Origin of the sequence: Methylopila jiangsuensis, from assembly GCF_027922305.1 — a bacterium.
GTDB lineage: Bacteria > Pseudomonadota > Alphaproteobacteria > Rhizobiales > Methylopilaceae > Methylopila > Methylopila jiangsuensis.
In genome coordinates this window covers 810,563-836,251 of record NZ_BSFK01000005.1, presented here as the reverse complement: position 1 = coordinate 836,251, position 25,689 = coordinate 810,563, and the positions used below count along the sequence as shown (strand labels likewise).

The 25,689-nt window shown below is 71.0% G+C and carries 22 protein-coding genes; 8 read left to right on the top strand and 14 right to left on the bottom strand.

What is annotated here, in order from left to right:
• The first annotated feature begins 6 nt into the window (after window positions 1-6).
• A complete protein-coding gene (locus tag PKE85_RS05445; RefSeq protein ID WP_271203758.1) occupies window positions 7-615 on the top strand; it encodes an ABC-type transport auxiliary lipoprotein family protein in 609 nt (202 codons plus the stop codon).
• Window positions 616-755: 140 nt separating this feature from the next.
• Here the strand turns inward: PKE85_RS05445 and PKE85_RS05440 are convergent, their stop codons facing one another.
• Complete coding sequence (locus PKE85_RS05440) at window positions 756-2,729, bottom strand: hypothetical protein (protein WP_271203757.1); 1,974 nt, start codon at window positions 2,727-2,729, stop codon at window positions 756-758.
• A 172-nt stretch (window positions 2,730-2,901) separates the two neighbouring features.
• On the opposite strand from PKE85_RS05440, the gene PKE85_RS05435 reads away from it, so the two are divergent.
• The 4 genes from PKE85_RS05435 to PKE85_RS05420 all read left to right on the top strand — a co-directional run bounded on the left by PKE85_RS05435 (window position 2,902) and on the right by PKE85_RS05420 (window position 8,225).
• On the top strand, window positions 2,902-3,642 hold the full coding sequence (locus PKE85_RS05435) for a hypothetical protein (protein WP_271203756.1): 741 nt from the start codon (window positions 2,902-2,904) through the stop codon (window positions 3,640-3,642).
• Window positions 3,643-3,813: 171 nt separating this feature from the next.
• On the top strand, window positions 3,814-6,120 hold the full coding sequence (locus PKE85_RS05430; RefSeq protein WP_271203755.1) for an NADP-dependent malic enzyme: 2,307 nt from the start codon (window positions 3,814-3,816) through the stop codon (window positions 6,118-6,120).
• A gap of 83 nt (window positions 6,121-6,203) precedes the next feature.
• The gene (locus tag PKE85_RS05425) at window positions 6,204-7,841 is read left to right on the top strand and encodes an EAL domain-containing protein (protein WP_271203754.1); all 1,638 of its coding nucleotides are present in this window, start codon (window positions 6,204-6,206) and stop codon (window positions 7,839-7,841) included.
• A gap of 102 nt (window positions 7,842-7,943) precedes the next feature.
• The gene (locus PKE85_RS05420) at window positions 7,944-8,225 is read left to right on the top strand and encodes a YMGG-like glycine zipper-containing protein (RefSeq protein WP_271203753.1); all 282 of its coding nucleotides are present in this window, start codon (window positions 7,944-7,946) and stop codon (window positions 8,223-8,225) included.
• Between the two features lie 73 nt (window positions 8,226-8,298).
• Here the strand turns inward: PKE85_RS05420 and trpE are convergent, their stop codons facing one another.
• Window positions 8,299-9,816 carry an anthranilate synthase component I gene (trpE, locus tag PKE85_RS05415; protein WP_271203752.1) on the bottom strand — a complete coding sequence of 506 codons (1,518 nt, stop codon included), beginning with the start codon at window positions 9,814-9,816 and terminating at the stop codon, window positions 8,299-8,301.
• 33 nt (window positions 9,817-9,849) lie between these two features.
• Complete coding sequence (locus tag PKE85_RS05410; RefSeq protein WP_271203751.1) at window positions 9,850-11,742, bottom strand: SurA N-terminal domain-containing protein; 1,893 nt, start codon at window positions 11,740-11,742, stop codon at window positions 9,850-9,852.
• A gap of 189 nt (window positions 11,743-11,931) precedes the next feature.
• On the opposite strand from PKE85_RS05410, the gene tpiA reads away from it, so the two are divergent.
• Window positions 11,932-12,690: a triose-phosphate isomerase gene (gene tpiA / locus PKE85_RS05405; RefSeq protein ID WP_271203750.1), complete on the top strand. Its 759-nt coding sequence runs from the start codon at window positions 11,932-11,934 to the stop codon at window positions 12,688-12,690.
• A 108-nt stretch (window positions 12,691-12,798) separates the two neighbouring features.
• Window positions 12,799-13,467: a preprotein translocase subunit SecG gene (gene secG / locus PKE85_RS05400; protein ID WP_271203749.1), complete on the top strand. Its 669-nt coding sequence runs from the start codon at window positions 12,799-12,801 to the stop codon at window positions 13,465-13,467.
• Between the two features lie 215 nt (window positions 13,468-13,682).
• Here secG and PKE85_RS05395 read toward each other — a convergent pair whose 3' ends face one another.
• The 4 genes from PKE85_RS05395 to PKE85_RS05380 all read right to left on the bottom strand — a co-directional run bounded on the left by PKE85_RS05395 (window position 13,683) and on the right by PKE85_RS05380 (window position 16,759).
• Window positions 13,683-14,282: an Hpt domain-containing protein gene (locus PKE85_RS05395; protein ID WP_271203748.1), complete on the bottom strand. Its 600-nt coding sequence runs from the start codon at window positions 14,280-14,282 to the stop codon at window positions 13,683-13,685.
• Window positions 14,283-14,291: 9 nt separating this feature from the next.
• Entirely contained in the window at window positions 14,292-14,837 is a 546-nt protein-coding gene (locus tag PKE85_RS05390) for a response regulator (RefSeq protein ID WP_271203747.1), read from the bottom strand.
• Window positions 14,838-14,911: 74 nt separating this feature from the next.
• Window positions 14,912-15,688: an NAD kinase gene (locus PKE85_RS05385; RefSeq protein ID WP_271203746.1), complete on the bottom strand. Its 777-nt coding sequence runs from the start codon at window positions 15,686-15,688 to the stop codon at window positions 14,912-14,914.
• 93 nt (window positions 15,689-15,781) lie between these two features.
• Window positions 15,782-16,759, bottom strand: coding sequence for an MBL fold metallo-hydrolase (locus tag PKE85_RS05380; protein ID WP_271203745.1), 978 nt, complete (start codon window positions 16,757-16,759; stop codon window positions 15,782-15,784).
• Between the two features lie 255 nt (window positions 16,760-17,014).
• Between PKE85_RS05380 and PKE85_RS05375 the strand changes: the two genes are divergently transcribed.
• Window positions 17,015-18,766 (top strand): putative bifunctional diguanylate cyclase/phosphodiesterase, encoded by a 1,752-nt coding sequence (locus tag PKE85_RS05375; protein WP_271203744.1) that lies wholly within the window; start codon window positions 17,015-17,017, stop codon window positions 18,764-18,766.
• On the opposite strand, the gene PKE85_RS05370 is transcribed toward PKE85_RS05375, so the two are convergent.
• The 7 genes from PKE85_RS05370 to PKE85_RS05340 are packed head-to-tail and all read right to left on the bottom strand — an operon-like array spanning window position 18,736 to window position 25,496.
• The gene (locus PKE85_RS05370; RefSeq protein ID WP_271203743.1) at window positions 18,736-20,166 is read right to left on the bottom strand and encodes an FAD/NAD(P)-binding protein; all 1,431 of its coding nucleotides are present in this window, start codon (window positions 20,164-20,166) and stop codon (window positions 18,736-18,738) included. The two genes, PKE85_RS05375 and PKE85_RS05370, sit on opposite strands and share 31 nt — an antisense overlap.
• A 2-nt stretch (window positions 20,167-20,168) precedes the next feature.
• Window positions 20,169-21,350: an FMNH2-dependent alkanesulfonate monooxygenase gene (ssuD, locus tag PKE85_RS05365; protein ID WP_271203742.1), complete on the bottom strand. Its 1,182-nt coding sequence runs from the start codon at window positions 21,348-21,350 to the stop codon at window positions 20,169-20,171.
• On the bottom strand, window positions 21,347-22,303 hold the full coding sequence (locus PKE85_RS05360; RefSeq protein ID WP_271203741.1) for an aliphatic sulfonate ABC transporter substrate-binding protein: 957 nt from the start codon (window positions 22,301-22,303) through the stop codon (window positions 21,347-21,349). Before PKE85_RS05360 ends, ssuD begins: the two co-directional genes overlap by 4 nt.
• Before the next feature lie 30 nt (window positions 22,304-22,333).
• Entirely contained in the window at window positions 22,334-22,882 is a 549-nt protein-coding gene (locus PKE85_RS05355; RefSeq protein ID WP_271203740.1) for an NAD(P)H-dependent oxidoreductase, read from the bottom strand.
• On the bottom strand, window positions 22,879-23,760 hold the full coding sequence (locus tag PKE85_RS05350; RefSeq protein ID WP_271203739.1) for an ATP-binding cassette domain-containing protein: 882 nt from the start codon (window positions 23,758-23,760) through the stop codon (window positions 22,879-22,881). Before PKE85_RS05350 ends, PKE85_RS05355 begins: the two co-directional genes overlap by 4 nt.
• Before the next feature lie 12 nt (window positions 23,761-23,772).
• Window positions 23,773-24,504: an aliphatic sulfonate ABC transporter permease SsuC gene (gene ssuC / locus PKE85_RS05345; RefSeq protein ID WP_428981325.1), complete on the bottom strand. Its 732-nt coding sequence runs from the start codon at window positions 24,502-24,504 to the stop codon at window positions 23,773-23,775.
• Window positions 24,505-24,554: 50 nt separating this feature from the next.
• On the bottom strand, window positions 24,555-25,496 hold the full coding sequence (locus PKE85_RS05340) for an aliphatic sulfonate ABC transporter substrate-binding protein (protein ID WP_271203737.1): 942 nt from the start codon (window positions 25,494-25,496) through the stop codon (window positions 24,555-24,557).
• Between the last annotated feature and the right edge of the window lie 193 nt (window positions 25,497-25,689).

The following is a 25,689-nucleotide window of genomic DNA, read 5'->3' as shown; positions in this document are numbered from 1 at the left end:
AAAGCCTTGACCCGCTTGACGTTCAGGACCGTTCTCCCCGCCGCGGCGGCGGTCGCGCTCGGCCTCCAGCTTTCGGCCTGCTCCAGTCTGATCGCCGGCTCGCCGGACGCGACCTACGATCTGACCGCGCCCTCGGACCTGCCGCGCGGCGGCGCCCGGCGCGGCGTGCTGGTGGTCGCCGAGCCGGTGGCGGTGGCGGTGATCGACGGCCAGCGCATCGTGGTGAAGCCCAACGGCGGGCAGGTGACCTACCTGCCCAAGTCGCAGTGGTCGGACCGGCTGCCGAAGCTGCTGCAGGCCCGCATGATCGAGTCGTATGAAAACGCCGCGTGGCTGCGCAGCGTCGGCCGCCCGGGCGACCGGCTCGCGGTGGACTACCAGCTCGTCACGGAGGTGCGCGCGTTCCAGATCGACGCCGCCGCCAGCGAGGCGGTGGTGGAGCTGACCGCCAAGATCACCAACGACAAGACCGGCAAGATCGTCGCCGGCGAGGTGTTCCAGGCCCGCCAGCCGCTGGCGGGCGCGGTGGATGGCCCCTCCGCGACCCAGGCGCTGGATCAGGCGCTGAAGCGCGTCCTCACCGGCCTTGTGACCTGGACCGGCCAGCGCGTCTGACGCCGCGCCGATCCGCGCACGGGACAAAGGCCGGTCGCGGAGCCGGCTTCGTCCTGTCGGGGCGCGTGAGAGCCTGTCTTGAGGAATTCCGGAGGCTTCACCGCCGTTTTGCGCCCGGAGAACGTTGACGCGCCGTCGGCTCAGTTGGTGCGGCTGGTGATGGTGACGTCGAGCGCCTGCGCCACGCCTTCGGGGCCGAGCCGAGCCAGCTGGATCAGGTTGAGCAGCGTGGCGTCGGCGCGCGGGAGGATGGTGGCCTCCAGCTTGCCGCCGCCGCGCAGGAACAGGCCGAGCGCGGTGGCGGAGGCCTGGGCGGACGGGCCGAGCACCGCGGTGAGGCGCGCCTCAGCGTCCTGGGTGAAGCTCTCGCGGAACGCCTCCAGCGTGGAGCCCCGCGCCTTGGCGCCGGCGGCGAAGGCGGCGGCCACGCCGCCATGGTCCACCACCCGCAGCGCGATCGGGCGCAGCGCCACGCGGGAGAGCTTGTCCACGAACGCGCCGCCCCGCTCGATCGCGAGCGCCGGGTCCACGTTGGCGAGCGTGCCCTCCACATGCACGTCGGCGATCTCGGGATCGCTGTAGTCGAGCCCTTCCAGCGTCAGCACCTGCGAGCCCGGGTCCAGCGAGGCCACCATGCGGAAGGTGAGGTTCAGGCGCTCGACGCCGGCGTCTTTGAGATAGGGCGAGTACCAGCGGTCCTGCGGCGCGGGCATGGTGAGGTTCGTCACCCTGACGCCGGCGCGGTTCGGCAGCTCCTCCGCGTCGCCCCGCGCGCCGCTGCGGATCTCGCCGACCTTGAGCGCCCAGTCGCCTTCGGCCCAGGCGCCGTTGGTCAGGTTGGCGCGGCCGAGCCGCGGAAACAGCTTCAGCATGTCCTCGGGCAGCGGCGTGGTCGTCAGCAGGATCTCGTCGCGGCCGATGCGCTCGGCGTAGGCGAGCAGCCCGCCGGCGTCGATGCGCTCCAGATTGGCCTCGTCGAAGCCGGCGCTGCGATCGTCCTCCTGCGCCCGCGCCCCCCGCAGGCTGACGCGCTGCAGGGCGCCGTCGGCGTAGCCCGCAAGCTCGATCAGGGCGGCGGAGCCGGAGACCCGGTCCTGACCCGGCGGCGAGGCCTCAAGCACCGCGTCGAAGGCGGCCACCCGGCCGAAGGCCGCCGCCCGCAGGCTGTCGGTGAGGAACAGAACCTGCTGCCGCGTCTCGGCCGGCGTCAGCGGTTCGCCGCGCTGGGCCTTGTCCTGCGCCAGCTCCAGCGTCGCGGCCGGGTGCAGCAGAGCGCGGATGCTGATCTTCTCCAGCTCCAGCCGACCGGCGCCGGCGCTCACGTCGCCGCCGACCTTCGTCGGGGCCGTGACGGCCACCTGCTCGATCACCGCCCGGTCGATCGCCGGCTCGCGCTGGCCGGCGCCGTCGCCGGCGAGGAACCGCAGCACGGCGGGCAGGCTGACGCCGTGGAAGGTCTGGCGGCCCGTCGAAACCTGAACCCCCTTGGCGACGCTGCGCCGGGCGGGAACCTCCACTGTGAGCTTATCCGCCGTGGCGCGGCTCACCACGCCGCTGTCCGTGCGCTCGAAGGCGAGGCCAGTGAGCTGGCGCTTGACGCCGATACGGGCGTTGGTCATCTCGATCAGCGGCGCCGAAGCGCCGGCGGCGGAGACGCCGGCCGCGATGTCGGCCTGGGTGCGGGTGGCGTCGCCGCCGCCCGGCGCGCTCACCAGCCCCTGCGCCGGGCCGGAATAGTTCCGCACCTCGATCGCCGGCACGCGCACGGTCTCGTTGCCGATGGCGATGACGAGGTTCTCGAACCGCACCAGCTCCGCCGCCACGCGCTCGTCGAGCGAGGTGGGCCGCACGATCGCGAGCCGGTCGATGCTGACCCTGGCGCCGGCGTCGCCCGGCGTCTCCACCGTGATCCCGTTCACGAACACCGTGCGCGAGCCCAGGTCGACGGTGACCGCGCCGCGGTTCGCCACCGCCGTGCTGCGCACGCGGATGTCGTTCAGCGCCTTGTCCACCTGCCGCTCGGCGTAACCGTCGACCAGGCGGGGCAGGGCGGCGACGCCGACGAGCGCGAGGCCGGCGACGACGCCGGCGGCGATGACGAGGCTTCGCTTCATGACGGAGGCGGACTCCCGATGGTTTCGATTCGCCGGCGACGAGGGCGCGCGCCATGGTGAACGAGCGAGCGGCGCGGATCGATCCGTCCTGACGGCGGGTTGATGACGCAGGCGTTCGACGGCATGGTGCGCCGCCTCACGATCCCGCGCTCGATCCCCCGTCCGAGGCTCCATGACGACCCAGACCTTCATCTGCATCCGCTGGGGCGCGCTCTACGGGTCGGAATACGTCAACACGCTCTATGGCATGATCGCGCGCAACACCCGGCGCCCCATGCGGCTCGTCTGCTACACCGACGATCCCGCCGGCGTGCGCCCGGAGGTGGAGTGCCACCCTCTGCCGCCCATCGACCTGCCGCCGACGCACATGTGGAAGCCGTGGCGCAAGGTCTCGCTGTGGGCGAAGTCGCTGGAGGGGCTGACCGACCGCGCCCTGTTCATCGACCTCGACGTGGTCATCACCGGCGACATGGACGGCTTCTTCGACTACGCGCCGGAGGCGGACTTCGTGGTGGCCGAGAACTGGACCCAGAAGGGCAAGGACATCGGCAACACTTCGGTCTACCGCTTCGACGTGGGCTCTCATGTGGAGATCTACGACCGGCTGATGCGCGATCCCGCCGCGGTGGTGAACGCCTATCCCAACAGCCAGACCTACATTTCCCGCATGATCGGCCCGAAGACCTACTGGCCCGCGCCGTGGTGCGTCAGCTTCAAGCACACGCTGATGCCGCGCTGGCCGCTGAACTTCGTGAAGCCGGTGGAGCTGCCGGCGGACGCGCGGGTGGTGTGCTTCACCGGCCAGCCCAACCCCGACGACGCCCGCGACGGCCGCTGGCCGGCCAGGGGCCTGAAGAAGCTCTACAAGCATGTGCGCCCGACGCCGTGGATCGCCGAGCACTGGCGCGGCTGACGCGCCGGTGAAGTTGAGCGCCGGATGAGCGGAAATAAGCGCGGGACGGGCGTCCGTCGCCTTGCTGTCGTTGAATTTTCCTGAAAATCACCCTAGGCAAACGCTTAATCCGTGCGCAAACGCCGCACCATACGAACGACGTAGAGCCGTTGCCCCCGGGAGGGACCGCGAATGCCGATCCAGATGTCCGAAGACCTGCGCACCGGCGCCCTCGTCTATCACCGGGGATCGGCGACCACCGGCGCCCGGCCGGGCAAGATCGAGATCCAGGCCACCAAGCCGCTCGGCAACCAGCGCGATCTGGCGCTGGCCTATTCGCCGGGCGTGGCCGCGGCCTGCGACGCCATCGCCGAGGACCCGGACCAGGCGGCGGAGCTGACCGCGAAGCAGAACCTTGTGGCGGTGCTCTCCAACGGCACGGCGGTGCTCGGCCTCGGCGACATCGGCCCGCTCGCCGGCAAGCCGGTGATGGAGGGCAAGGCGGTCCTGTTCAAGAAGTTCGCCGGCATCGACGTGTTCGACATCGAGGTGGCGGAGAAGAACGCCGCGCGCCTCGTGGAGGTGATCTGCGCGCTGGAGCCCACCTTCGGCGGCATCAACCTCGAGGACATCAAGGCCCCCGAGTGCTTCGAGGTGGAGGAGGCCTGCAAGGCCCGCATGGGCATTCCCGTGTTCCACGACGACCAGCACGGCACGGCGATCATCGTGGCCGCCGCCATCACCAACGGGCTGGAGCTCGCCGGCAAGCCGCTGTCGAGCGTGAAGATCGTGACCTCGGGCGCGGGCGCCGCCGCGCTCGCCTGCCTCAACCTGCTGGTGACGCTCGGCGCGAAGCGCGAGAACATCTGGGTCACCGACATCGAGGGCGTGGCCTACAAGGGCCGCGAGGCGCTGATGGACCGCTGGAAGGCGGTCTACGCCCAGGACACCGACAAGCGGACGCTGGCCGAGGTGATCGACGGCGCCGACGTGTTCCTCGGCCTGTCCGCCGGCGGCGTGCTGAAGCCCGAGATGGTGAAGCGCATGGCCGAGAAGCCCATGATCCTCGCGCTCGCCAATCCGACGCCGGAGATCATGCCGGAGCTGGCGCGCGAGGCGAGCCCCGGCGCCATGATCTGCACCGGGCGGTCGGACTTCCCGAACCAGGTCAACAACGTCCTCTGCTTCCCCTACATCTTCCGCGGCGCGCTGGACGTGGCCGCCACCACAATCAACGAGGAGATGAAGGCGGCGGCGGTGCGCGCCATCGCCGCGCTCGCCCGCGAGCCCTCGTCCGACGTGGTGGCCCGCGCCTACGGCGGCGAGACCCGCCTGTTCGGGCCGGACTCGCTGATCCCGAGCCCGTTCGATCCGCGGCTGATCCTGCGGATCGCGCCGGCGGTGGCGCGCGCGGCCATGGAGACCGGCGTGGCGCGCCGGCCGATCGCCGACTTCCGCGCCTATGAGGACCAGCTCAACCGCTTCGTGTTCCGCTCCGGCTTCGTGATGAAGCCGGTGTTCGCCTCGGCCAAGACCGCGCCGAAGCGGGTGATCTACTCCGACGGCGAGGACGAGCGCGCGCTGCGCGCCGCCGAGGTGTCGATCGAGGAGGGCATCGCCACCCCGATCCTGATCGGCCGTCCGCATGTGATCGAGGTCCGCGCCAAGCGTTGGGGGCTGACCTTCGGTCCCGGCGACGTGGAGGTGATCAACCCCGAAGACGATCCGCGCTACCGGGACTATGTGGCGCTTTATCTGGAGCGGGCCGGCCGCCGGGGCGTGACGCCGGACCTCGCCCGGACCGTGGTGCGCACCGACGCCACCGCCATCGCCGCGCTGGCGGTGGTGCGCGGCGACGCCGACGCCATGCTCTGCGGCCTCGAAGGCCGGTTCCACGAGCATCTGGAGACCATCGACCAGATCATCGGCCGGTCCAGCGGCGTGCCGGACTATTCCGCGCTGTCGCTGCTGATCACGGCGCGGGGCGTCCACTTCCTGACCGACACCTACGTCACCTGCGATCCGGACGCGAACAGCGTGGCGGAAAGCGCCATCGCCGCCGCCCGCACGGTGGCGCGCTTCGGCATCACGCCGCGCGTCGCGCTGCTGTCCCACTCCACCTTCGGCTCCCACGACACGCCGTCCTCCGCCAAGATGCGCGAGGCGCTCGCCATCATCCGCGCGCGGGCGCCGCAGCTCGAGGTGGACGGCGAGATGATGGCGGACGTGGCGCTGTCGCCCGTGCTGCGCGAACGGCTGCTGCCCGGCTCCACCCTGACGGGCGAGGCCAATCTGCTGGTGTTCCCGAATCTCGACGCGGCCAACATCAGCGCGCAGCTCATCAAGGCGGTGTCGGACGCGCTGCCGATCGGCCCGATCCTGGTCGGCGCGGATCGTCCGGCGCACATCCTGACGCCCTCGGTGACGGCGCGCGGCGTGGTCAACATGACCGCGCTCGCGGTGACCGAGGCGCAGGTCAACGCCGCGCGGGTCGGTTAGCGGCGCGTTAAGCGCGACACGGAGATAATGGGCCCGGAGGCGCGTGGGCATCGGAGCGCGCTTCGCGGGAGAGGGTTTCTGCGTTGCAGGACGTCACATCGTGGAAACGGGCGCTGGGGGTTGGCTTCGCGCTGATCGCGGCGCCGGTTCTGACGCTCAACGTCCTGCTCGCCGCGAATCTCGTCACGGCCGCGCAGAACGAGACCGACGGGCTGTCCCGGGACGTGCTCGCCATCGTCGAGCACCGTCTCGACAGCATCGTGGAGACGCTGGTCGACGTGGCGGCCAGGGGCGCGCCGTCCTGCGATCCGGTCCGGATCGACGCGCTCAAGGACGCCGCCTTTCGCGCCGGCTGGGCCGCGGACATCGCGGTCATCGGTCCGGACGACGCGCCGGCGTGCTCGGCCTTCGGCACGGTGCGGCCACTGCGGCGGCTGTCGCCCGAACATGACGCCTTCGCGCCGGACGTGACGGTGGCGGCGGTCCAGGAGGCCACCTCGGGCGCGACCGCCCTCGCGGTCACCTGGCGGGCCTCCATCGGCGGCGGCGGCTACCGCGCCGTTGTGTCGGCGGACAGGCTCTCGCCGTCCGTGCTGCGCAGCATCGTTTCCGCCAATTTCATGATGCGCATCAGCGTGCCGAACGGCGGAGTGCTGATCGAGCGCATCGGCGACCCGAACGGCGCGCGCTCCACGTCGCTGTTCATCCGGTCTCTGTCCTCGACCGCCTTCTCCGAGCGCTACCCTCTCAGCGTCGACGTGGTCGCGCCGGGATCGGCGCTGATCGCGGCGAACTGGGTGCTGTTCGTCTACGCCAACATCGGCGGCTTCGTCCTCGGCCTGCTGTTCGCGCTGATCTACGCCATGGTGACCTTCCGCGGCGGGGGGCCGGTGCGCGAGATCGCGGACGGCATCCGGCGCGGCGAGTTCGAGCCCTATTACCAGCCGGTGATCGACATCGTGTCCGGCAAGCTGATCGGCTGCGAGGCGCTGGTGCGCTGGCGGCGGAAGGGCGTCATCCTGCCGCCGGGCCGCTTCATCGCGCTGGCCGAGGCGAGCGGCGAGATCTACCCCATGACGCTCGCCGTGATGGCCAGGGCGCGCGACGACCTCGGCGCGCTTTACGGGCGCCTGCCGCATCTGGAGCTCGGCTTCAATCTGGTCGCCGGCCATTTCGACAATCTCGACATCGTCGACGACGTGCAGCGCATCTTCGCCGGTTCGCCCATCCGCATGAGCCAGCTCATGTTCGAGGTCACCGAGCGGCAGCCGCTGCAGAACATCGCCCGCGCGCGCGTCGTGATCTCCCGGCTGCAGCATCTGGGCGCCCGGGTCGCGCTCGACGACGTGGGCACCGGCCACGGCGGCCTGTCCTACCTGCTCAAGCTGGGCGTCGACGTCATGAAGATGGACAAGATGTTCGTCGACGCCATCGGCACGGAGCGCTACTCGGTCGCGATCGTGGACAGCATGGTGAAGCTCGCGGCCGACATGCGGCTGGAGCTGATCGCCGAGGGCGTCGAGACCTTCGAACAGTTGCAGTACCTGCGCCAGAAGGGCGTGCGGGTGGCTCAGGGCTACGTGTTCGCCCCGCCGCTCCCGGCCGCGTCCTTCCTGCAGCTCGCCGACGCCATGCATCCGGCGAGCGAGAAGGCCCCTTCGGTGGACGAGGGCCCGCCGTCGCCGTATGTGGGACCGCTTCGCATGGCGAAGGCGGGCTGACGAAAGTTGCCTCGCGCGCGCCGGCGAGCGCGGAAGTCCCTCTAGCCGAGGCTGACCTTCCGCCTAAATGAAGCCGTATTGGTAACGGGAGCCTGGACGCCCATGAAGAAGTTCGCCACTCTCACTCTGATCGCCGGTCTCGGCCTCGGCCTGGCCGCCTGCGGCGAAACCCGCAACGAACGCACGCTTTCGGGCGCCCTGATCGGCGCGGGCACCGGCGCCGCCATTGGCGGCCTCGCCACCGGCAAGGCCGGCGGCGCGCTGGTCGGCGGCGTGGTCGGCGCCGGCGCCGGCGCGGTGGTCGGTTCGAACACCCGCGGCCCGCGCCGCTGCTACGCCACCAACCGCTACGGCGAGCGCTACCGCGTTCCCTGCCGGTACTGAGCGGAACGACGTTCCGGCCTTCCGACGGGCGCCCTCCGGGGCGCCCGTTTCGTTTGAGGTCGCCCGTCTCGCGTCACTGGCCCCGGCGGCTGGCGGTCGCGAAGCGGCGGGCCTCCTCCGCCGCCCGGAACAGGGCCTTGGCCTTGTTCACGCATTCCGCCTGCTCGGAGGCCGGATCGCTGTCGGCGACGAGCCCGGCGCCGGCCTGCACATGGATGCGGCCGTCCTTCACCACCGCCGTGCGCAGCACGATGCAGGTGTCCATCTCGCCGTTGGCGCCGAAATAGCCGACGCAGCCGGCGTAGACGCCGCGCTTGTGCGTCTCGAGCTCGTCGATGATCTCCATGGCCCGGACCTTGGGCGCGCCCGAGACGGTTCCCGCGGGGAAGCCCGCCACCAGCGCGTCCAGCGCGTCGCAGTCGGCCTTCAGCCGGCCCTCGACGTTCGAGACGATGTGCATCACCTGGCTGTAGTATTCGAGGAAGAACTGGTCGGTGACGTGCACCGAGCCGATCTCCGACACCCGACCCACGTCGTTGCGCCCGAGATCGAGCAGCATCAGGTGCTCGGCCCGCTCCTTCGGATCGGCCAGCAGCTCCTCCGCCAGCGCCTTGTCCTGCGCCGGGGTGGCGCCGCGGGGGCGGGTGCCGGCGATGGGGCGGATGGTGACCTTGCCCTCGCGGGCGCGCACCAGGATCTCGGGGCTCGAGCCCACGATCTGGAAGCCGCCGAAATCCAGATGGATCAGGAACGGCGCCGGGTTGGTGCGGCGCAGGGCGCGGTAGAGCGCGAAGGCCGGCAGGTCGAACGGAGCCTCGAACCGCTGCGACAGCACCACCTGGAAGATGTCGCCGGCGGCGATGTACTCCTTCGCCCGCAGCACCATGGCCTCGTATTCGGCGGGCGTGGTGTTGGAGGTGAGCGCGTATCCGGCTTCCGCTCCGCTCGCCGCCGCGGGCTCGCGCGGCGCGGGACGGTCCAGCCCTTCGACGATCTCGGTCAGCCGATCCACCGCGCGGGCGTGCGCCTGCGCCGCGGTCACGCCCGGCTCCGGCCGCACGGGGGTGACGACGGTGATCTCGTCCTTCACGCCGTCGAACACCACCATCACCGTCGGGCGCATCAGGATGGCGTCCGGCACGTGAAGCGCGTCCGGGTTGGGGGAGGGCAGCTCCTCCATCTCCCGCACCATGTCGTAGCCGAGATAGCCGAACACGCCCGCGGACATGGGCGGCAGCGCCGGCGAAACCTCGATGCGGGATTCCGCGAGCAGGGCGCGCAGGGCGTCGAGCGGCCTGCCGGGGCAGGGCTCGAACGCCTCCACGTCGGTCGCGGCCTGGCGGTTGATCTCCGCCGCGCCGCCGCGGGCGCGCCACAGCAGGTCCGGCTTCAGCCCGATCATGGAGTAGCGGCCGCGGGTGGCGCCGCCCTCCACGGACTCGAACAGGAAGGCGTTGGCGCGGCCTTCGGCGAGCTTCAGATAGGCTGAGACCGGGGTCTCCAGATCGCCCACCAGGGTGGTGGAGACGACCTGCGCCTGACCGGCGTCATAGGCGGAGGCGAAGGCCTCCAGCGGCGGCTGGATCAGCATCGGACGAGGTTCCGGGGCGCTTCGGGTGTGGGATCAGCCTTCGCCGGCGCCGACCACGCGCGCCACCGCGCCCTGGTCGATGCGCGCGCCGAGGTCGTCGCGCAGCCGGCGCACGAAGGAGGTTACGACGTCGCCGCCGAGCCCTTCCGCGATTTTCGCCGCCTGGCCGGTGGTGTCCGCGGCCTTGGGATCGAACGGGCGGGTGTTCTCGGCGGTCACCTTGTAGACGAGCCGGGAGCCGTCCGCGCCGGGCGGCGTCTTGCCGAAGCCGTCCACCGGGGTCTGGAAGATCGCGGCGGCCTGATCCTGGGTCACGGCCGGCGCGCCGCCGAGACGGGTGGTCTCGGTCTGGTCGACCTCGAGCTTGTGAGCCTGCGCCGCCTGCTCCAGCGTCTTGCCGCCCTTGAGATCGGCGACGATCTGGTCGGCGCGGGCCACGAGGCGCTTGCGGGTCTCCTCCGCGCGCCAGCGGGTCTCCACGAGCGGCTTCGCCTCCTCGAACGTCCGCTCGCGGGCGGGCGAGACCTCCAGCACGTCGTACCAGACATAGGCTTCGCCCATGGCGACGGCGGGGTTCTCGGAGCCGGCCTGGGCCTCGAACGCGGCCTTCAGCACGTCGGCCTGGGTGGCGAGACCGGTCACCGGCTGGCCGGCGCGATCGAGACCGTTGGCGTCCACGGCGTCGATGGTGCGCAGCGTCAGCTTCTGGGCCTTGGCGATTTCGGCCAGCGTCTGGCCGCCGAGCCGGGCCTCGTCGATGGCGTCATGGCGGGCGCGCAGCTCGTCCTTGGCCTGCGCTTCGGCGATCGCCCTGCGGATGTCGCCGCGCACGTCCTCGAAGCGCCGCACCTGCTCCTGCTGCACGCCGGTGACGCGCAGCAGGACCGTGGCGTAGGCGCCTTCCACCGGCTCGCTCACCGTGTTCGGCTGCAGCGCGAACGCGACCTCCGCGATCTTCTTGTCGAACACCTGCGCCTTGGTCAGATCGCCGAGGAAGGCGTCCTGCGGGCTGATCTTGCGGGCGATCATCTCCTGCTCGAACAGGCCGCCGGCCTTGATGCGGTCGGACGCCGCCTTGGCCTCCGCGAGCGAGGGATAGGCGATCTGCTCGATGGAGCGCTTCTCCGCCGTCACGTAGCGGGGACGGTTCTGGTCGTAATAGGCGCGCAGCTCCGCCTCGGGGACCTGCTTGTCGGCGGCGATGGCCGCCGCGTCCAGCGTCAGCGTGGCGAGCTTGCGATACTCGGGCGCGGCGAAGCTCGCCTTCTTGTCCTCGAATAAGTTCTTCAGCGTCGAGTCCGACGGCGCCGGCACGGCGGCGGGCGCCTCCAGCGGCAGCGTGACGTAGGACAGGGTGCGGCTTTCGGATTCATAGGCGTGCAGCGCCTCGCGCAGCACCGCCGGCGCCTGCACGCCGTCCGTCAGCGCGTCGGTGATCTGGCGGCGGGCGGTGAAGCCGCGCTGCAGCATCACGTAATCCTGTTCGCGCAGGTTGTTGTCGTTGAGGATGGAGGTGAAGCGGGCGCGGTCGAAGCTTCCCGTGAGGCCGCGGAAGATCGGATCGGTGGTGATCTCGCGCGCCACCTCGTCGTCCGACACCGAGAGCTTGAAGGCCCGCACGCTCTCGTCGAGCGCGGCCTCGTTGATGAGGTTGTTCAGCACCCGGTCGCCGAGGCCCGCCATGCGCGCGATCTCCGGCGTGATCGGCCGCTTGGCCTCCTCGCTCAGGCGGCGCAGTTCGCCCTGATAGGCGCGGCGGAAGGTCTCCAGCGGAATCTGCTGCTCGCCCACCGACGCCGCCACATTGGCGGAGCCTCCGGTGCGAAACACGTCCGCCACGCCCCAGACCGCGAAGCTCAGCACGAGAACGCCAAGGAAGATCTTGGCGACCCAGCCGGCGGCGCCTTTGCGGAGAACTTGCAGCATCGCGGATCACATGCCTTTGACGTCGGGCGCGGGACGCGCCGAAACCCTCGGAACGCGGACGTTTAGCCGCCCCCGCCGCATGTCGCAAATCTCAAGACCGCGCGAATTGCCAGCAGGCCGCGTTTCGCTTAACCCGCGTGGCGAGAAAGACGCCAGAACTTTCCGGACCACCGCCAGGAGACGCCCCGCATGACCGTCGCGCGCAAGCCCCTCGTCGCCGGAAACTGGAAGATGCACGGTCTTGCGTCCTCCGCGCCGGAGTTCGTCCAGATGGTCGGCGCCTATCCGGCCATCAAGGACAAGGTGGACCTGATGGTGTTCCCGCCGGCGACGCTGCTGACGAGCTTCGCCACCGCCACCCGCGGCGCGGGCGTGATCGTGGGCGCGCAGGACTGCCACCCGGAGGCCTCCGGCGCCTTCACCGGCGACATCTCCGCCGAGATGGTGCGCGACGCCGGGGGCGGGGCGGTGATCGTCGGCCATTCCGAGCGCCGCAGCGACCACCGCGAGACCGACCAGCTCATCCGCGCCAAGGCCAAGGCGGCGCTGCGCGCCTCGCTGGTCGGCGTGGTCTGCGTCGGCGAGACGGAGGACGAGCGCAAGGGCGGGCAGGCGCTCGCCGTGGTGGGCCGCCAGCTCGCGGGCTCCCTGCCGGACGAATCGTCGCCCGAGACCATCGTGGTGGCCTACGAGCCGGTCTGGGCCATCGGCACCGGCCTCACCCCCACCGTGGACGAGGTGGCGGAGATGCACCGTTTCATCCGCGACGAGCTGGCGCGCCGCTTCGGCGACGCGGGCCGGGCGTTCCGCGTGCTCTACGGCGGTTCCGTCAAGCCCGGCAACGCGGTGGAACTGCTTGCGGTCGAAGACGTTGACGGAGCGTTGGTGGGCGGCGCCAGCCTGAAGGCGGACTCGTTCCTCGCCATCGCCCGCGCCGCGTTCGCCTGATCGCGGCCCCGGCGCTGGCGCGCGGGAAGCGCGTGGTGTAAACAGCCGCACTTCGTCGCCGACGCATGGCCGGCGACGCCGTCATTCCATCAGATCGCCGCGAGCCTCATGCAGACCGTCCTTATCGTTATCCACCTGATGATCGTTCTGGCGCTCGTCGTGGTGGTGCTGCTTCAGAAGTCGGAGGGCGGCGCGCTCGGCATCGGCGGCGGCGGCGGCTTCATGGCCGGCCGCGGCCAGAGCAACCCGCTGACGCGCCTCACCGCCTATCTCGCGGCGGCCTTTTTCGTCACCAGCCTGACGCTCACCATCCTCGCCGGCTACGGCGGCGGCTCGGTGCTCGACCGTCTGCAGCCGGCGAACGCGGCTTCGCCGCAGCCGGCCGGCGCGCCCGCCGGCGCAGCGGGCCCGCAGGCGCCGCTCGGCACGGGGCAGGGCGGCATCCTGAACCAGCTGCGCGAGGAGAGCGAGCGTCGCGGCGGCGCCCAGCCGGCGCAGCCGCCCATGCCGGCCCCGCAGCAGCCCGCGCCGGACGCGTCCGGCGGCGCAGCGCCCGGAACCCAGACCGACGGCACGATCACGCCGCAGTCGGCGGACCCGAAGGAGCCTGAGCCCGGCGCCGCGCCGGCCGACTCCCAGGCGCCCCAGCACGCCCCGGCCCAGTCCACCGCGCCGGGCGGCAATTCCGACGCCGACACCCCGCCCCCGGCCAATCCGCCGGCGACCCCGGACGAGGGCGCGACCCCGCCCGCAACGCCTGCTCCCTCCGGGCAGTGACGGTCCTGAGCTTCTGAAAAAGGCGCCTGCGGGCGCCTTTTTCTATGCTTCGCGGATGACAAGGTTCCGCCGTCGCGGCGAAGTCCGGCGCGTGGAGCCGGATGCTCCGTCGCTGCGCAGGATGTCGGGGCTGGAGCTTCGCTCGAGGCCGGGATTTGGGGACGGACGCTGCGTCAGGGCGGGGGACGCGCGCGTCCTTCATTCCCGATGGGCGGTCAGGCGCCCGGCGTTTTCGGCAGGATGTCGGCGCGGAGCCGCGCCAGGCCGTCCACGATCTCCATCGCGAGCGGCAGGTGGCGGCCCCGCACGTCCTCGCGCACGAGGGCCCGCATCGCCTCCACATGGCGGTCGAGATGGGGCTGGGGCGCCGCCGGGCCGAGCGTCTCCATCAGCAGGCAGAGCCCGTCCGCGATCTCTCCGACCAGCGGAAAGCCGAAGGTCGCGGCCTGTCCGCGCAGGTCATGGGCGGAGCGGTAGAGCGCGGCTTCGTTGGCCGCATCCCGCTGCGCGTCGTAGGCCTTGCGCGCGGATTCGAGCCGCTCGATCTCCGCTGTCATCCAGCCGTCGAACTCGGCGGACAGCAGCTCCAGCGCATGCTCCGCGCGCGAGACCGCTTCGAGGCCGGACCGGTCGCCCCGCGTGGCCGGCTGGGCGGAGCGCTCCTTCAGGGCGTTCGGCGGCCTGAGCACCACATGGTCGGCGAAGGTCTCCGCCGGCACGTCCCACGTCATGCCTTCGAGCGTCGGTTCGAGGGTGAGGTCCTGCAGCGCCGCGTCATCGGACAGGGCGGGGAGGATCGGGGGCTGGTCGGGCATGGGCGGCCTTCAGGACACGACGCTTTCGCGCAGACGAAGCTGCGCGGCGTCCTGCACGTAAGCGTCGTTCTTGGAGCGTCGTTCCGGCCCGCTGTAGGTGTTGGACGTGGAGCGCCGCCGGTCCGGGCCGAAATAGTCGCGCGTCTTGATGAAGGGCCGCGGGTTCAGCACGCAGTTCAGCAGGCGCTGGTGCAGCGCCTTGGCGGAAATGGGCTTGCACAGGAACTCGGTGACGCCCGCGTCCCGGGCGCGGATGACGCGGCTCTTCTCGGAGTGCCCGGTCAGCATGATGATCGGCACGTAAGGGTTCATGCCGCTGTCGGGGCGCCGGATCATGCGCGTCAGCTCCACGCCGTCGAAGATCGGCATGGCCCAGTCCACGATGATGATGTCCGGCAGGTGGGTGGTGAACATCTCCAGGCCCGCGGCGCCGTCCTCGGCCTCGTAGACCTCGCGCGAGCCGTAGCCGTGCAGCAGGGTGCGGACGATGCGGCGCATATGCGCGTTGTCGTCCACGACCAGAATCCGGAGCTTTGCGAAGTCGACGCGGATCATGGGCCGGCCGCGAGGGGAAAAGGAACGGTCCCCACGCTGTCACGAACGGCGTTAACGGCGCGTTTCGGACGGGCTCACCAGCCGAACTGTTCAGCGAGGATGCGCTCGTCCAGCCCGTGGCCGGCGTCGTGCAGCATGACGAGGTTGGTCTTGCGGTCGAGCGCGATCTCGACCCGCTTCACGTCGCGGAACTCGATGTTGTCGGCCACCGCCGCCACCGGCCGCTTCTCAGCCTCCAGCACGTCGATCGCGACCGCGGCGCGGTCCGGCAGCAGGGCGCCGCGCCAGCGGCGGGGGCGGAACGGGGAGATGGGCGTCAGCGCCAGCAGCGGGCTCGCCAGCGGCAGCAGAGGGCCATGGGCGGAGAGATTGTAGGCCGTGGAGCCGGCGGGCGTCGCCACCAGCACGCCGTCGCAGATCAGCTCCGGCATGCGAGGCTTGCCGTCCACCTCGATGCGGAACTTGGCCGCCTGATAGGTCTCGCGCCAGAGCGCCACCTCGTTGATGGCCTTGGCCACATGCACCTTGTTGTCGCGGTCGCGGGCGCGCATGGTCAGCGGGTGGATGACGGTGCGCTCGGCGGCCGCCAGCCGCTCCCGGAGGCCTTCCTCGCGAAAGTCGTTCATGAGGAAGCCGACCGAGCCCCGGTTCATGCCGTAGATGGGCACGTTGCGGCCCATGACGTCGTGAAGCGTGAGCAGCATCATGCCGTCGCCGCCGAGCGCCACCACCACGTCGGCCTGGTCCAGCGGCACGCCGTCATATCGGGCGGTCAGCGCGGCGCGCGCCTCGCGGGCGTCCTCCGCGCCGCTTGCGACAAAGGCGATCCGTTCAAATCCGCGACCGGTCATGCGCCGAAACGATCTCCGCGAAGCGCGCCCGTCCGCGCCGCTTGCTCGCCTTTTACACCGCGGGCGCCGTCCGCGTCACCGCGCCCGGGCGCCTCAGAGGGCCGGGTTCCACATGTCCGGCACGAAGGCGTACTCGTCCGGCCCGCGCCGGGCGATGTGGCCGACCGCCGGGAAGGGGAAATGGTAGCCCGCGACGGCGAGCCGGTCCCGCGACGCCATGTCGAGCATGCGCCGGCGCGTCGTCTCCGCCTGGGTCGCGTCCATGTCGAACATGACGTGCCAGCCGGGATGCCGCACGAACAGCGCCGGAAGGTTGGTGGTGTCGGACCAGACGATAAGCTGCTCGGAGCCCGACGACACCCGGAAGGCGCTGTGGCCGGGCGTGTGGCCCGGGGCGGGCAGGGCGGTGACGCCGGGCGCAAGCTCCTCTTCGCGTCCGAAGCGCGCCACGTCGCGGGCGACGGGCTCGAACACCCGGCGTGCCATGCGGAACGCGCCCTTCATGGCCTCGGGCGCCCGGCTCATCTGGCCGTCGTCCATCCAGAACGCCCATTCGGCCTCCGGAACCATGAGCTCCGCGTTCGGAAAGGCGTTGGAGCCATCCTTCAGCCGCACGCCGCCGATATGGTCGGGATGGAAGTGCGAGATCACCACCGCGTCGATGGCCTTCGGGTCGATGCCTGCGGCCGCCATGCTCTCGGACAGCTGACCGGCGGTCGGCGCCAGGTTCGCGCCTGCGCCGGCGTCGATCAGGATCAGCCGGCGGCCGGTGTTGACGACCAGCGTGGTGAAGGAGACCGGCACGGTGTCCGGGCCGAGGAACGCCTCCTGCAGCGCGGCGCGCACGTCGCTGACGGGGGCGTTGCGCACGAAAGCGTCGTCCAGCTTCCGCCGGGTCATGCCGTCGGTGAGGGCGGTGACCTCAATGTCGCCGACGTTGTAGCGGTAGACGCCGGGCGCCTGACGTCCCGCCGCCGGGGCGGCGGCGTTGGCCCTTCCGGCGGGCAGCGCCGCGCCGGCGGCGAGGCCGGCGGTGGCGGCGATGAGGCGGCGACGGGTCGTAACGGTCATGTCTGAGGTCTCTCGGCGAGCGTCGATGGCGCGTTTCGAGCGGCCCGTTCACACCGTCGGAGGCGGGCCAGAGAGGGCTTAGGTCAGCGGGGCGCGGGCCGCAATCGGGCGCCGGCGTCAATGTTGCGTGACGGAGGGCCGAGAATGCGAAATCATGTGGGCAGGCGCCGGTTTTTGCGTCTTTCCGCGTTGAGAGTAGGAGTTTGTTTCCGATCCTGCGCATCACCTTCCAAAGGAAAAAATTCGGAGCGACGGATGAGTTCTGACGAGGCGGCGGAGGGCGTCGTCCACTTCGCGCAGGCCTTGCTGGCTCACGGCGGCGACGCCATCGTCGGCGCCGACGCCTCCGGCGTGATCCGCGTCTGGAACGATGCGGCGAGCCGTCTGTTCGGCTATCCGGCGGAAGACGCGATCGGACGGCCGGTGGACATCATCGTGCCGGAAGCCATGCGCAACGACCATGTCGGCGGCATGCGCAGGCTCATCCGCGGCGAGCCGGCCCGGCTGATCGGCAAGCTGCTGGAGCTGCCGGCGCAGCGCGCGGACGGGGAGGTTTTCCCCACCGAGATGCGCATCAGCGCCTGGGGCAAGGGCGAGGACATGGTCTTCGCCGCGGTGGTGCGCGACGCCTCCGAACGCCGCCGCATCGAGGATCGCCTCCAGAGCCTGGCGATGTTCGACCAGTTGACGCTGCTGCCGAACCGCACCCGCTTCATCGAGCGGCTGAACGAGGCTCTGGCCGGAAGCGGGCGCGCCGCCACCCTGCTGATGGTCGACCTCGACCGATTCTCCGACCTCAACGACATCGAGGGCCATGAGATCGGCGACGAGATCCTGCGCGACACCGCGCTGAAGCTTAAGCGCATCGCGGCGGCGTTCCATGGCGAAGCCGCCGGCGAGCCCGGCGTCGTCGGGCGTCTGGGCTCCAACGCGTTCGGCCTGCTGCTGCCGGGAACCTCGAACCTTGCTGTGGTGTTCTCCGTCGCCGAGAGCGTCCGGTCCGCGCTGCTCCAGGGCTGCGCCATCCGGGATCGCGTCCTGAAGGCCACCGCGTCGATCGGAATCGCGGTCGCGCCAGAACATGGATCGAGCGCCGTCCGGCTGATGGCCAACGCCGATTTCGCTCTCCGCCGCGCCAAGTCCGAAGGCTGCGACTGCCGGCAGATGTTCAGCTCCTCCCATCGGCAGGAGGTGGCGGCGCGCCGCGCTCTCGACGCGGATCTGCGGCAGGCGGCGACCCATGGGCAGTTCGAGCTGTTCTTCCAGCCCCAGGTCCGGCTTGAGGATGGCGCGCTGACGGGGGCGGAGACGCTGCTGCGGTGGCGGCACCCGACGCGCGGGCTGCTGTCTCCCGCGCAGTTTCTCGACGTGCTGGCGGGCAGCGCCGCGGCGGCGACTGTGGGCGACTGGATTCTCAACACCGCCTGCGCCCGCGCGGAGCAGTGGCGCGCGGCCCTTGGAGGCCATTTCCGGATCGGCGTGAACCTGTTCGAGGCGCAGTTCGCCCGCGAGGACATCGACACCGCCGTCGCCCGCGCGCTGCGGGTGACCGGGCTGCCGGCGGATTCGCTCGAGATCGAGATCACCGAGAACATCTTCACCGCCTCCGACGACGTGGCGGTGGCGCGGGTGCGCCGGCTGCGCGATCTCGGCGTGCGCATCGCCTTCGACGATTTCGGCACCGGCTACGCCTCGCTCAACCTGCTGAAGCGCTATCCGATCACCCGGCTGAAGATCGACCGCAGCTTCGTGCGCAACATCTCCGAGGCGCCGGAGGACGAGGCCATCGTCGATCTGGTTCTGAGCCTCGGAAAACGCTTCGGGCTCGACGTGATCGCGGAAGGGATCGAGCGCCGCGATCAGGAGGAGCATCTGAGCCGCATGGGCTGCCGGGAAGGGCAGGGCTTCCTCTACGGCCGGCCCATGCCGGCCGAGGAGTTCGGCCGCCTGTTCGTGAACGCCGGCGCCGCGTCCGATCACGCGGCGGTCAGGCGCTCGTCGTCGTAAGCTGCGTCCAGGAAGCGGCGGATGAGCTCGCGGGCGACGAATTCGCCGTGCCGGGTCACCTCCGGCAGCCCCATCAGTTCGCCGAAGGCGGCGCGGGCGAGCGGGCCCGCGATCCAGAGCGGATGATCCGAGCGGCCATCTGCGCCGATCGCCCGGCTCTGGCCGTCGGTCGCGAGGCCCAGTCCCACGTCGTCGAGCGTGATCAGGCCAAGCTCAGCTAGGCGTTCCGCAAAGCCGTTCGTCTCCAGCAGGGAGCGATGGGCGGGACCCGTGGCCAGCACGATGGCGTCCACGGCGACGGTCTCGAAGCGGGTGGGGCTCAGTCGGAGGGTGACGACAAGGCCATCCTCGTCCGCCTCCGCCCGCACGGGTTCCGCCTTCAGAATCCGGAACGCGCCGGACGCCTGCCGCCGAGCGATCGCCGCCTCCACCTGCGGCGCGACCCGGAAGCGATGCACGTCCCAGAACGGGCGCAGCCGCCGGACGACGCGCCGCCGCTCGGACGACGGCAACGCGGCCCAGATGACGGGGACTTGCGTCCGCACGGCGTCCAGCACCCGCTGCCACGGAATCCCTTGCGCCCGCGCGGCGCGTACAGCGCGGCGAATGCGGAGAAGCAGACGCGACGCGCGGCGTTCCGGCCGGTCCGAGAAGTCGCCCACGTCCCCCGCCGGGCCGTCATGGCCGCGGGACGTCAGCCCGCGCCGGGAGACCGCGAGGATCGGGCCGCGATGGCCGCGCCGCTCCAGCGAGGCGACGATGTCGGCCATGGTGAGGCCCGTGCCGACGATCAGCACGCGGGCGTCCGGCGCGACCGCGCCGAGCGCGTCGTCCCGCTGGGCGTCCTGAATCAGCCGGGCGTCGCCATCGAGCGGACGCAGCGCGGCGGGCGTGGACGGCCGGGGGTGGGTGGCGGCGAAGATAAGGCCGTCCGCCGTCAGCTCGCCGCCGGTGGAAAGCCCGACGCGATAGCGGCCGCCGTCCTCGGAGACGTCGACCGCCGTGGCCTGAACGTGCTCGATCTCGCCCGAGAGCACGTAAGGCTCGATGGTTTCCGCGGCGTAGCGGCCGAACACCGAGCGGCGGGGAAAGGCGCGCCCGTCCGCGGTCAGCGCCTCCGGATCCTCCTTCAGCGCGCCGTCCGCTTTCAGCCAGCGGTCGAAATGGCACGGGTCCGACGGCACGAACGACATGCGCGAGGCCGGCACGTTGATGCGATGCGCCGCGTCGACGCTCGAATAGGCGAGGCCGGCGCCGAGGCGGGGCCGGGGCTCCACCACCACGATGCGGAAGGCGTCCGGCGCGCGGCGCGCAAGCTGGTGCGCCGTGACGGCGCCCGAAACGCCGCCGCCGACGATCACGATCGTCGGCCGGTCCGGACGGGAGGTCGCCAGCGTCATGGTCAGGACTGCGACACGCGCAGCGTCGGGCGCAGGTCGTTGGCGATGGTCTCGCCGAACGGCCCCATGTTGACGCTGGTGGAGGCGGGCTTGGTCGCGGTGGACAGCGGCAGCAGCGGGAACACCAGCTCCGCGAAGCGGTAGGCCTCCTCCAGATGCGGGTAGCCGGACAGGATGAAGGTGTCGACGCCGAGAGCCATGTACTCCTTGATCCGGGCCGCCACCGTCTCGGGATCGCCCACCAGCGCCGTGCCGGCGCCGCCGCGCACGAGGCCGACGCCCGCCCACAGGTTCGGGCTCACCTCCAGCCGGTCGCGCCGGCCGCCATGGAGCGCGGCCATGCGCTGCTGGCCGACGGAATCCATGCGCGCGTAGACCTTCTGCGCCGCGGCGATGGTGTCGTCGTCCAGATAGCGGATCAGGCTGTCCGCCGCGGCCCAGGCCTCCTCGTTGGTCTCGCGCACGATGACGTGCAGGCGGATGCCGAAGCTGACCTCGCGGCCGGCGGCCTCGGCGCGGGCGCGCACGAGGTTCACCTTCTCCGCCACCTGCGCCGGGGGCTCGCCCCAGGTCAGGTACTTGTCGATGGTCTTCGCCGCCACGTCGGTGGCCGCGTCCGACGAGCCGCCGAAGTAGAGCGGCGGCCCCTTGTCCTGATGCGGCAGGAACAGCAGGCGGCCGTCCTCGACCTTCAGGTGTTCGCCCTCGAAGGTCACGCTCTCGCCGGCGAGCAGCCGGCGATAGACGTCGAGGAACTCCCGCGTCACCGCGTAGCGCTCGTCGTGGTTCAGGAACACGCCGTCGCCGGCGTTCTCCGCCGGATCGCCGCCGGTGACGACGTTGATCAGCAGGCGGCCGTTGGAGATGCGGTCGAGGGTCGCCGTCATGCGGGCGGCGACGGTGGGCGACTGCAGGCCGGGGCGCACCGCCACCAGATAGCGCAGCCGTTCGGTCAGCGGGGCGAGCGCCGAGGCGACGACCCAGGAATCCTCGCAGGAGCGGCCGGTGGGCAGCAGCACGCCGAAATAGCCGAGCTGGTCGGCCGCCTGCGCCACCTGGCGCAGGTAGCCGAGATCGACCTGACGGCCGCCCTTGGAGGTGCCGAGATAACGGCTGTCGCCGTGGGTCGGCAGGAACCAGAGAACGTTGGCGGTTTCGGCGGCGGCGGCGTTCGCGTGGGTCATGGGGTCACCTCGACGATGGCGTCGGCCACATTGATCGGCTTCGGCAGCAGCTTCAGTTCGAGGAAGGTGTCCGCGATCTTCTGCTGCTCGGCGGCGATCTCCTTCGTCACCGGCTTCAGGCCGAAGCCCTGCCGGAGAATGGCCTTTTCGAGAATGGGGGCCGGGATGCCGACGATCGGCGCCAGCTCCGCCGCAGCGGTCTTGGGCTCCTTGAGCACCCAGTCCTCGACCTTCTTCAGCTCCTCGAACGTGACGCGCAGGATGTCGGCGTTCTTTTCCACGAAACGCTTGTCGGACAGGAAGAACTGGTAGTTCCTGACCAGTCCCTGGCCGTCGGTGAGCGCGCGGGCGCCGGCGGCCTCGGCCGCCGCATAGTAGGGATCCCACACCGACCAGGCGTCGACCGAGCGGTTCTGCAGCGCCGCGCGGGCGTCAGCCGGCGCGAGATACGCCACCTTGACGTCGGAATAGCTCAGGCCGCCCTTCTCGAGCGCCTTCACCAGAAAGTAGTGCGAGTTAGAGCCCTTCGCGACGGCGACGGTCTTGCCCTTCAGCCCGGCGATGGTGGTGATCGGGCTGTCGCCCTGCACCAGCAGCGCCTCGCTCTTCGACGAGTCCGGATCGTAGGCGACGTAGGCGAAGTTCGGGCTCGCAAGCTGGGCGAAGATCGGGGGCGACTCGCCGGTGGTCGCGAAGTCGATCGCGCCGGCGTTCAGGGCCTCCAGCATCGGAGGGCCGAACTGGAACTCGGCCCATTTGACGCGGACGCCGAGCGGCTTCAGCTTTTCCTCCAGCGTTCCCTTGCCCTTGAGCAGGATGAGGGCGCCCGATTTCTGATAGCCGACGCGGAACTCGCGCTCCTGCGCCACGGCGGGAGCGGCGGCGCCGAAGGCGCCGGCGAGCGCCAGGGCGGCGAGGGTCTTGCCGGCGGCGCGGCGGGTGAAGCTGGTCATGGTCTGTGGGTCCGGTCAGGAATAAGGGGATCAGGCGGCGAGCGCCGGTCGGGTCAGGGCGAAAGCGGCTTCGGCCACCAGCGTGTCGAGCCGGGCCGCCACCCGCTCGTCGGTGACGCGGCCGTCCACGATGGAGCGGTCGAGCGCGAACACCGCCGTCGGCAGCGTCAGCGCGTCGAAAGAGGCGAACAGAGGCCGGAGCTGGTGCTCGACGGACAGCGCGTGCCGCTCGGACCCGCCGGTGGCGAGCAGGGCGACGGGCGTGCCGGTGAGGGCGCGGTAGTCCACTAGGTCGATCAGGTGCTTGAAGAAGCCGCTGTAAGAGCCTTTGTAGACAGGGGATCCGGCGATGATCAGATCGGCGGCCTCGATGGCGCGAAGACCGGCGTCCAGCGCGGGCGGCGCGGCGTCGCGGGCGAGCGTGCGGCCAAGCTCGGGCGCGAGATCGGCCACGTCGAGCAGGATCAGCTCCGCGCCGGAGCGGGCCTGGATGCGGGCGGCGACGTCCTCCACCAGCCGGCGGGTGCGGGACGGGCGGCCGAGGCTGCCGGCGATGGCGACGATGGTCTTGCGGGTCATGCGTAGAGCTCCTGCGCCAGGTCGCCATGGAGGTCGGTGGGGGCGTCGCGGTCGGCGGCGCCGAACAGGCGGTCGAGGATCTGGCCTTCGAGCCGGGCGATGCCGGGCGAACCGCGGCGGCGGGGACGGGGCAGGTCGACGGTAAGGTCGAGCGAGACGCCGCCGTCCTCCAGCACGATCACCCGGTCGGCGAGCGCCAGCGCCTCGGACACGTCATGGGTCACCAGCACGGCGGTGAAGCCCTGCTTCTGCCAGATGCGCTCCAGCAGGTTCTGCATCTCGATGCGGGTGAGGGCGTCGAGGGCGCCGAGCGGCTCGTCCAGCGCCAGCAGACGGGGGCGGCTGACGAGGGCGCGCGCCAGCGCCACCCGCTGCTTCTGGCCGCCGGACAGCACGGAGGGCCATTCGCCGGCCCGGTCGCCGAGCCCGACCTTGCGCAGCGCGTCCAGCGCCGCCTCGCGAGCCTCGATCTTGCCCAGGCCGCGCACGCCCACCAGCACGTTGTCCAGCACGCGCGCCCAGGGCAGCAGCCGCGGCTCCTGGAACATGATGCGGGCCGAGTCCGAGGTCGGCGGCTGGTCGGCCACCGTCACCACGCCGTCCGTCGGCTGGTCGAGGCCGAGAATGGCCCGGAGCAGGGTGCTCTTGCCGCAGCCGCTCTTGCCGACGATGGCGATGAACTGGCCGGCTGGCGCATGCAGGTCGAGCTTCTTCAGCACCTGTTTCGGGCCGAAGGATTTGGAGAAGCCCCGCAGCGTCACCGAGGCGCCGCGGCCGCCGGCCGCGCGCAGTTGCGGCTTCGGCGCGGAGGCGGGGGCGAAGGCCGCGGCGAGGCCGCGCGGCGACAGCAGGCGAGCGGAGAAAGTGCGTGCGGTCATGGGACGCGTCCTTCAGCGGGCGATGTAGGCGGGGTGCCAGGAGAGCGTGGCGCGTTCCAGCCAGCGGGCGACGGAGTCCGCGAGCTTGCCCAGCAGGGCGTAGATCAGGATCGACAGCACCACGACGTCGACCAGCATGAACTCGCGGGCGTTCATGGCCATGTAGCCGAGGCCCGAGGAAGCGGAGATGGTCTCGGCCACGATCAGCGTCAGCCACATGATGCCGAGCGCGTAGCGCAGGCCGACGAAGATGGAGGGCAGGGCGCCCGGCAGCACCACCTTGAGGAACAGCTCAACCGGCGTCATGCCGTAGGCTCGGCCCATCTCCACGAGCTGGGCGTCCACGGTGCGCACGCCGTGCAGGGTGTTGAGGTAGATCGGGAAGGACACGCCGAGCGCCACCAGGAAGATCTTGGCGGTCTCGTCGATGCCGAACCACAGGATGACCAGCGGGATCATCGCCAGATGGGGGATGGTGCGCACCATCTGGATGGTCGGGTCGGTGAGGCGTTCGGAGAGCTTGGACAGGCCGTTGGCGAGGCCGAACGCGAAGCCGATGCCGCCGCCGATCAGGAAGCCCACGCCTGCGCGCCAGGCGCTGATGGCGATGTTCGTCCAGAGCTCGCCGGAGGTGGCGAGCCGCCAGCCGGCGAGGGCGACGGCGGTCGGCGCCGGCAGCACCTCGGGCGCCAGATAGCCGGCCGAGGACAGGGCCTGCCAGACCAGGATCAGCCCGACCGGGATGACGAAGGCGAGCAGATCGCCGGATTTGAACAGGTTCACGTCGGTCTCCTTCAGGCGCCGGGGGTCCAGACCGCGTCCGCCACCGTGATCGCGTTCGGGATCAGGCCGATGCGGTGGAAGCGGTCGGCGTTGGCCTGCTGGGTCGCCACCACCTCCGGGGTGATGGGTCGCACGGCGTAGCCGGTGCGGGTCTGGGCGCGCCGCTGGGCCTCGATCGGGGTCTTGGTCGCGGCGGAGAACAGCTCGGCCACCTCGTCCTTGTGGCCGTCGGCCCAGGCGCCGACCTCGCCGAACGCGTCCACCACGCCTTTCAGCAGGTCGCCGTTGGCGTTTGCGAAGTCGCGGTTGGCGAGGGTGAAGCCGTTCTGGGGGCCGGCGTCGGCGCTGGACGACAGCACGCGGGCGCCGAGCGTCTCCTCCGCGATGGCGAAGAACGGATCCCACACCGCCCAGGCGTCCACGGAGCCGCGGGCGAAGGCCGCCTGCCCGTCCGCCGGCGGCAGATAGGCCGCGTTCACCTCGTCGAAGCCGAGGCCCGCCTTCTCGATGAGCTGCACCGCCACGTTGTGGGCGCTGGAGCCTTTGGGGATGGCGATGCGCTTGCCCTTGAGGTCGGCCACCGTCTTCAGCGGCGAGTCCTTCGGCACGAGGATGGCGGCGCCGGAGGCGGGATAGGTGGCGGCGTAGACGAAGCGTCCGCGCGCGGCCTGGGCGAAGATCGGCGGCGCGTCGCCGGTGGTGCCGATGTCGATGGAGCCGACGTTCAGCGCCTCCAGAAGCGGCGGGCCGAAGGTGAACTCCAGCCATTCGACCGCGACGCCTTCGGCCTCGAAGCGCTGCTCCAGCGTGCGCCGGGTGCGGGCGATGAGGAAGACGCCGTTCTTCTGCAGGCCGATGCGGATCTTGCGGGCGTCCGCGCGGGCGGAGCGGATCAGGGCGGGCGCGGCGACGGCCGCCGAAAGGGTGGCGAGCGCGGTGCGACGGGTGAGCATGGGATTATCCGTTGACGTCGGGAACGAGAGGCTAAGGGCCGGCTAGGGCGGCGTGGTCAGCGGCGGAATCGACAGCGCGTCATGGGTCCGGCCTCCCGATCGGCGCCGGGCGGCCCGGCGGTGTTCTTCGTAATTTCTATACAATCCATATAACCTGTCAACTTAGTGGAGTTAATTTCCGTGCCTCCGGTGT

What these genes read in the sequence shown, in the direction of transcription:
- PKE85_RS05440 (WP_271203757.1), bottom strand. Translation starts at nt 2,729, where the DNA reads ATGAAGCGAAGCCTCGTCATCGCCGCCGGCGTCGTCGCCGGCCTCGCG.
- PKE85_RS05435 (WP_271203756.1), top strand. Translation starts at nt 2,902, where the DNA reads ATGACGACCCAGACCTTCATCTGCATCCGCTGGGGCGCGCTCTACGGG.
- PKE85_RS05430 (WP_271203755.1), top strand. Translation starts at nt 3,814, where the DNA reads ATGCCGATCCAGATGTCCGAAGACCTGCGCACCGGCGCCCTCGTCTAT.
- PKE85_RS05420 (WP_271203753.1), top strand. Translation starts at nt 7,944, where the DNA reads ATGAAGAAGTTCGCCACTCTCACTCTGATCGCCGGTCTCGGCCTCGGC.
- trpE (WP_271203752.1), bottom strand. Translation starts at nt 9,816, where the DNA reads ATGCTGATCCAGCCGCCGCTGGAGGCCTTCGCCTCCGCCTATGACGCC.
- PKE85_RS05410 (WP_271203751.1), bottom strand. Translation starts at nt 11,742, where the DNA reads ATGCTGCAAGTTCTCCGCAAAGGCGCCGCCGGCTGGGTCGCCAAGATC.
- tpiA (WP_271203750.1), top strand. Translation starts at nt 11,932, where the DNA reads ATGACCGTCGCGCGCAAGCCCCTCGTCGCCGGAAACTGGAAGATGCAC.
- secG (WP_271203749.1), top strand. Translation starts at nt 12,799, where the DNA reads ATGCAGACCGTCCTTATCGTTATCCACCTGATGATCGTTCTGGCGCTC.
- PKE85_RS05395 (WP_271203748.1), bottom strand. Translation starts at nt 14,282, where the DNA reads ATGCCCGACCAGCCCCCGATCCTCCCCGCCCTGTCCGATGACGCGGCG.
- PKE85_RS05390 (WP_271203747.1), bottom strand. Translation starts at nt 14,837, where the DNA reads ATGATCCGCGTCGACTTCGCAAAGCTCCGGATTCTGGTCGTGGACGAC.
- PKE85_RS05385 (WP_271203746.1), bottom strand. Translation starts at nt 15,688, where the DNA reads ATGACCGGTCGCGGATTTGAACGGATCGCCTTTGTCGCAAGCGGCGCG.
- PKE85_RS05380 (WP_271203745.1), bottom strand. Translation starts at nt 16,759, where the DNA reads ATGACCGTTACGACCCGTCGCCGCCTCATCGCCGCCACCGCCGGCCTC.
- PKE85_RS05375 (WP_271203744.1), top strand. Translation starts at nt 17,015, where the DNA reads ATGAGTTCTGACGAGGCGGCGGAGGGCGTCGTCCACTTCGCGCAGGCC.
- PKE85_RS05370 (WP_271203743.1), bottom strand. Translation starts at nt 20,166, where the DNA reads ATGACGCTGGCGACCTCCCGTCCGGACCGGCCGACGATCGTGATCGTC.
- ssuD (WP_271203742.1), bottom strand. Translation starts at nt 21,350, where the DNA reads ATGACCCACGCGAACGCCGCCGCCGCCGAAACCGCCAACGTTCTCTGG.
- PKE85_RS05360 (WP_271203741.1), bottom strand. Translation starts at nt 22,303, where the DNA reads ATGACCAGCTTCACCCGCCGCGCCGCCGGCAAGACCCTCGCCGCCCTG.
- PKE85_RS05355 (WP_271203740.1), bottom strand. Translation starts at nt 22,882, where the DNA reads ATGACCCGCAAGACCATCGTCGCCATCGCCGGCAGCCTCGGCCGCCCG.
- PKE85_RS05350 (WP_271203739.1), bottom strand. Translation starts at nt 23,760, where the DNA reads ATGACCGCACGCACTTTCTCCGCTCGCCTGCTGTCGCCGCGCGGCCTC.
- PKE85_RS05340 (WP_271203737.1), bottom strand. Translation starts at nt 25,496, where the DNA reads ATGCTCACCCGTCGCACCGCGCTCGCCACCCTTTCGGCGGCCGTCGCC.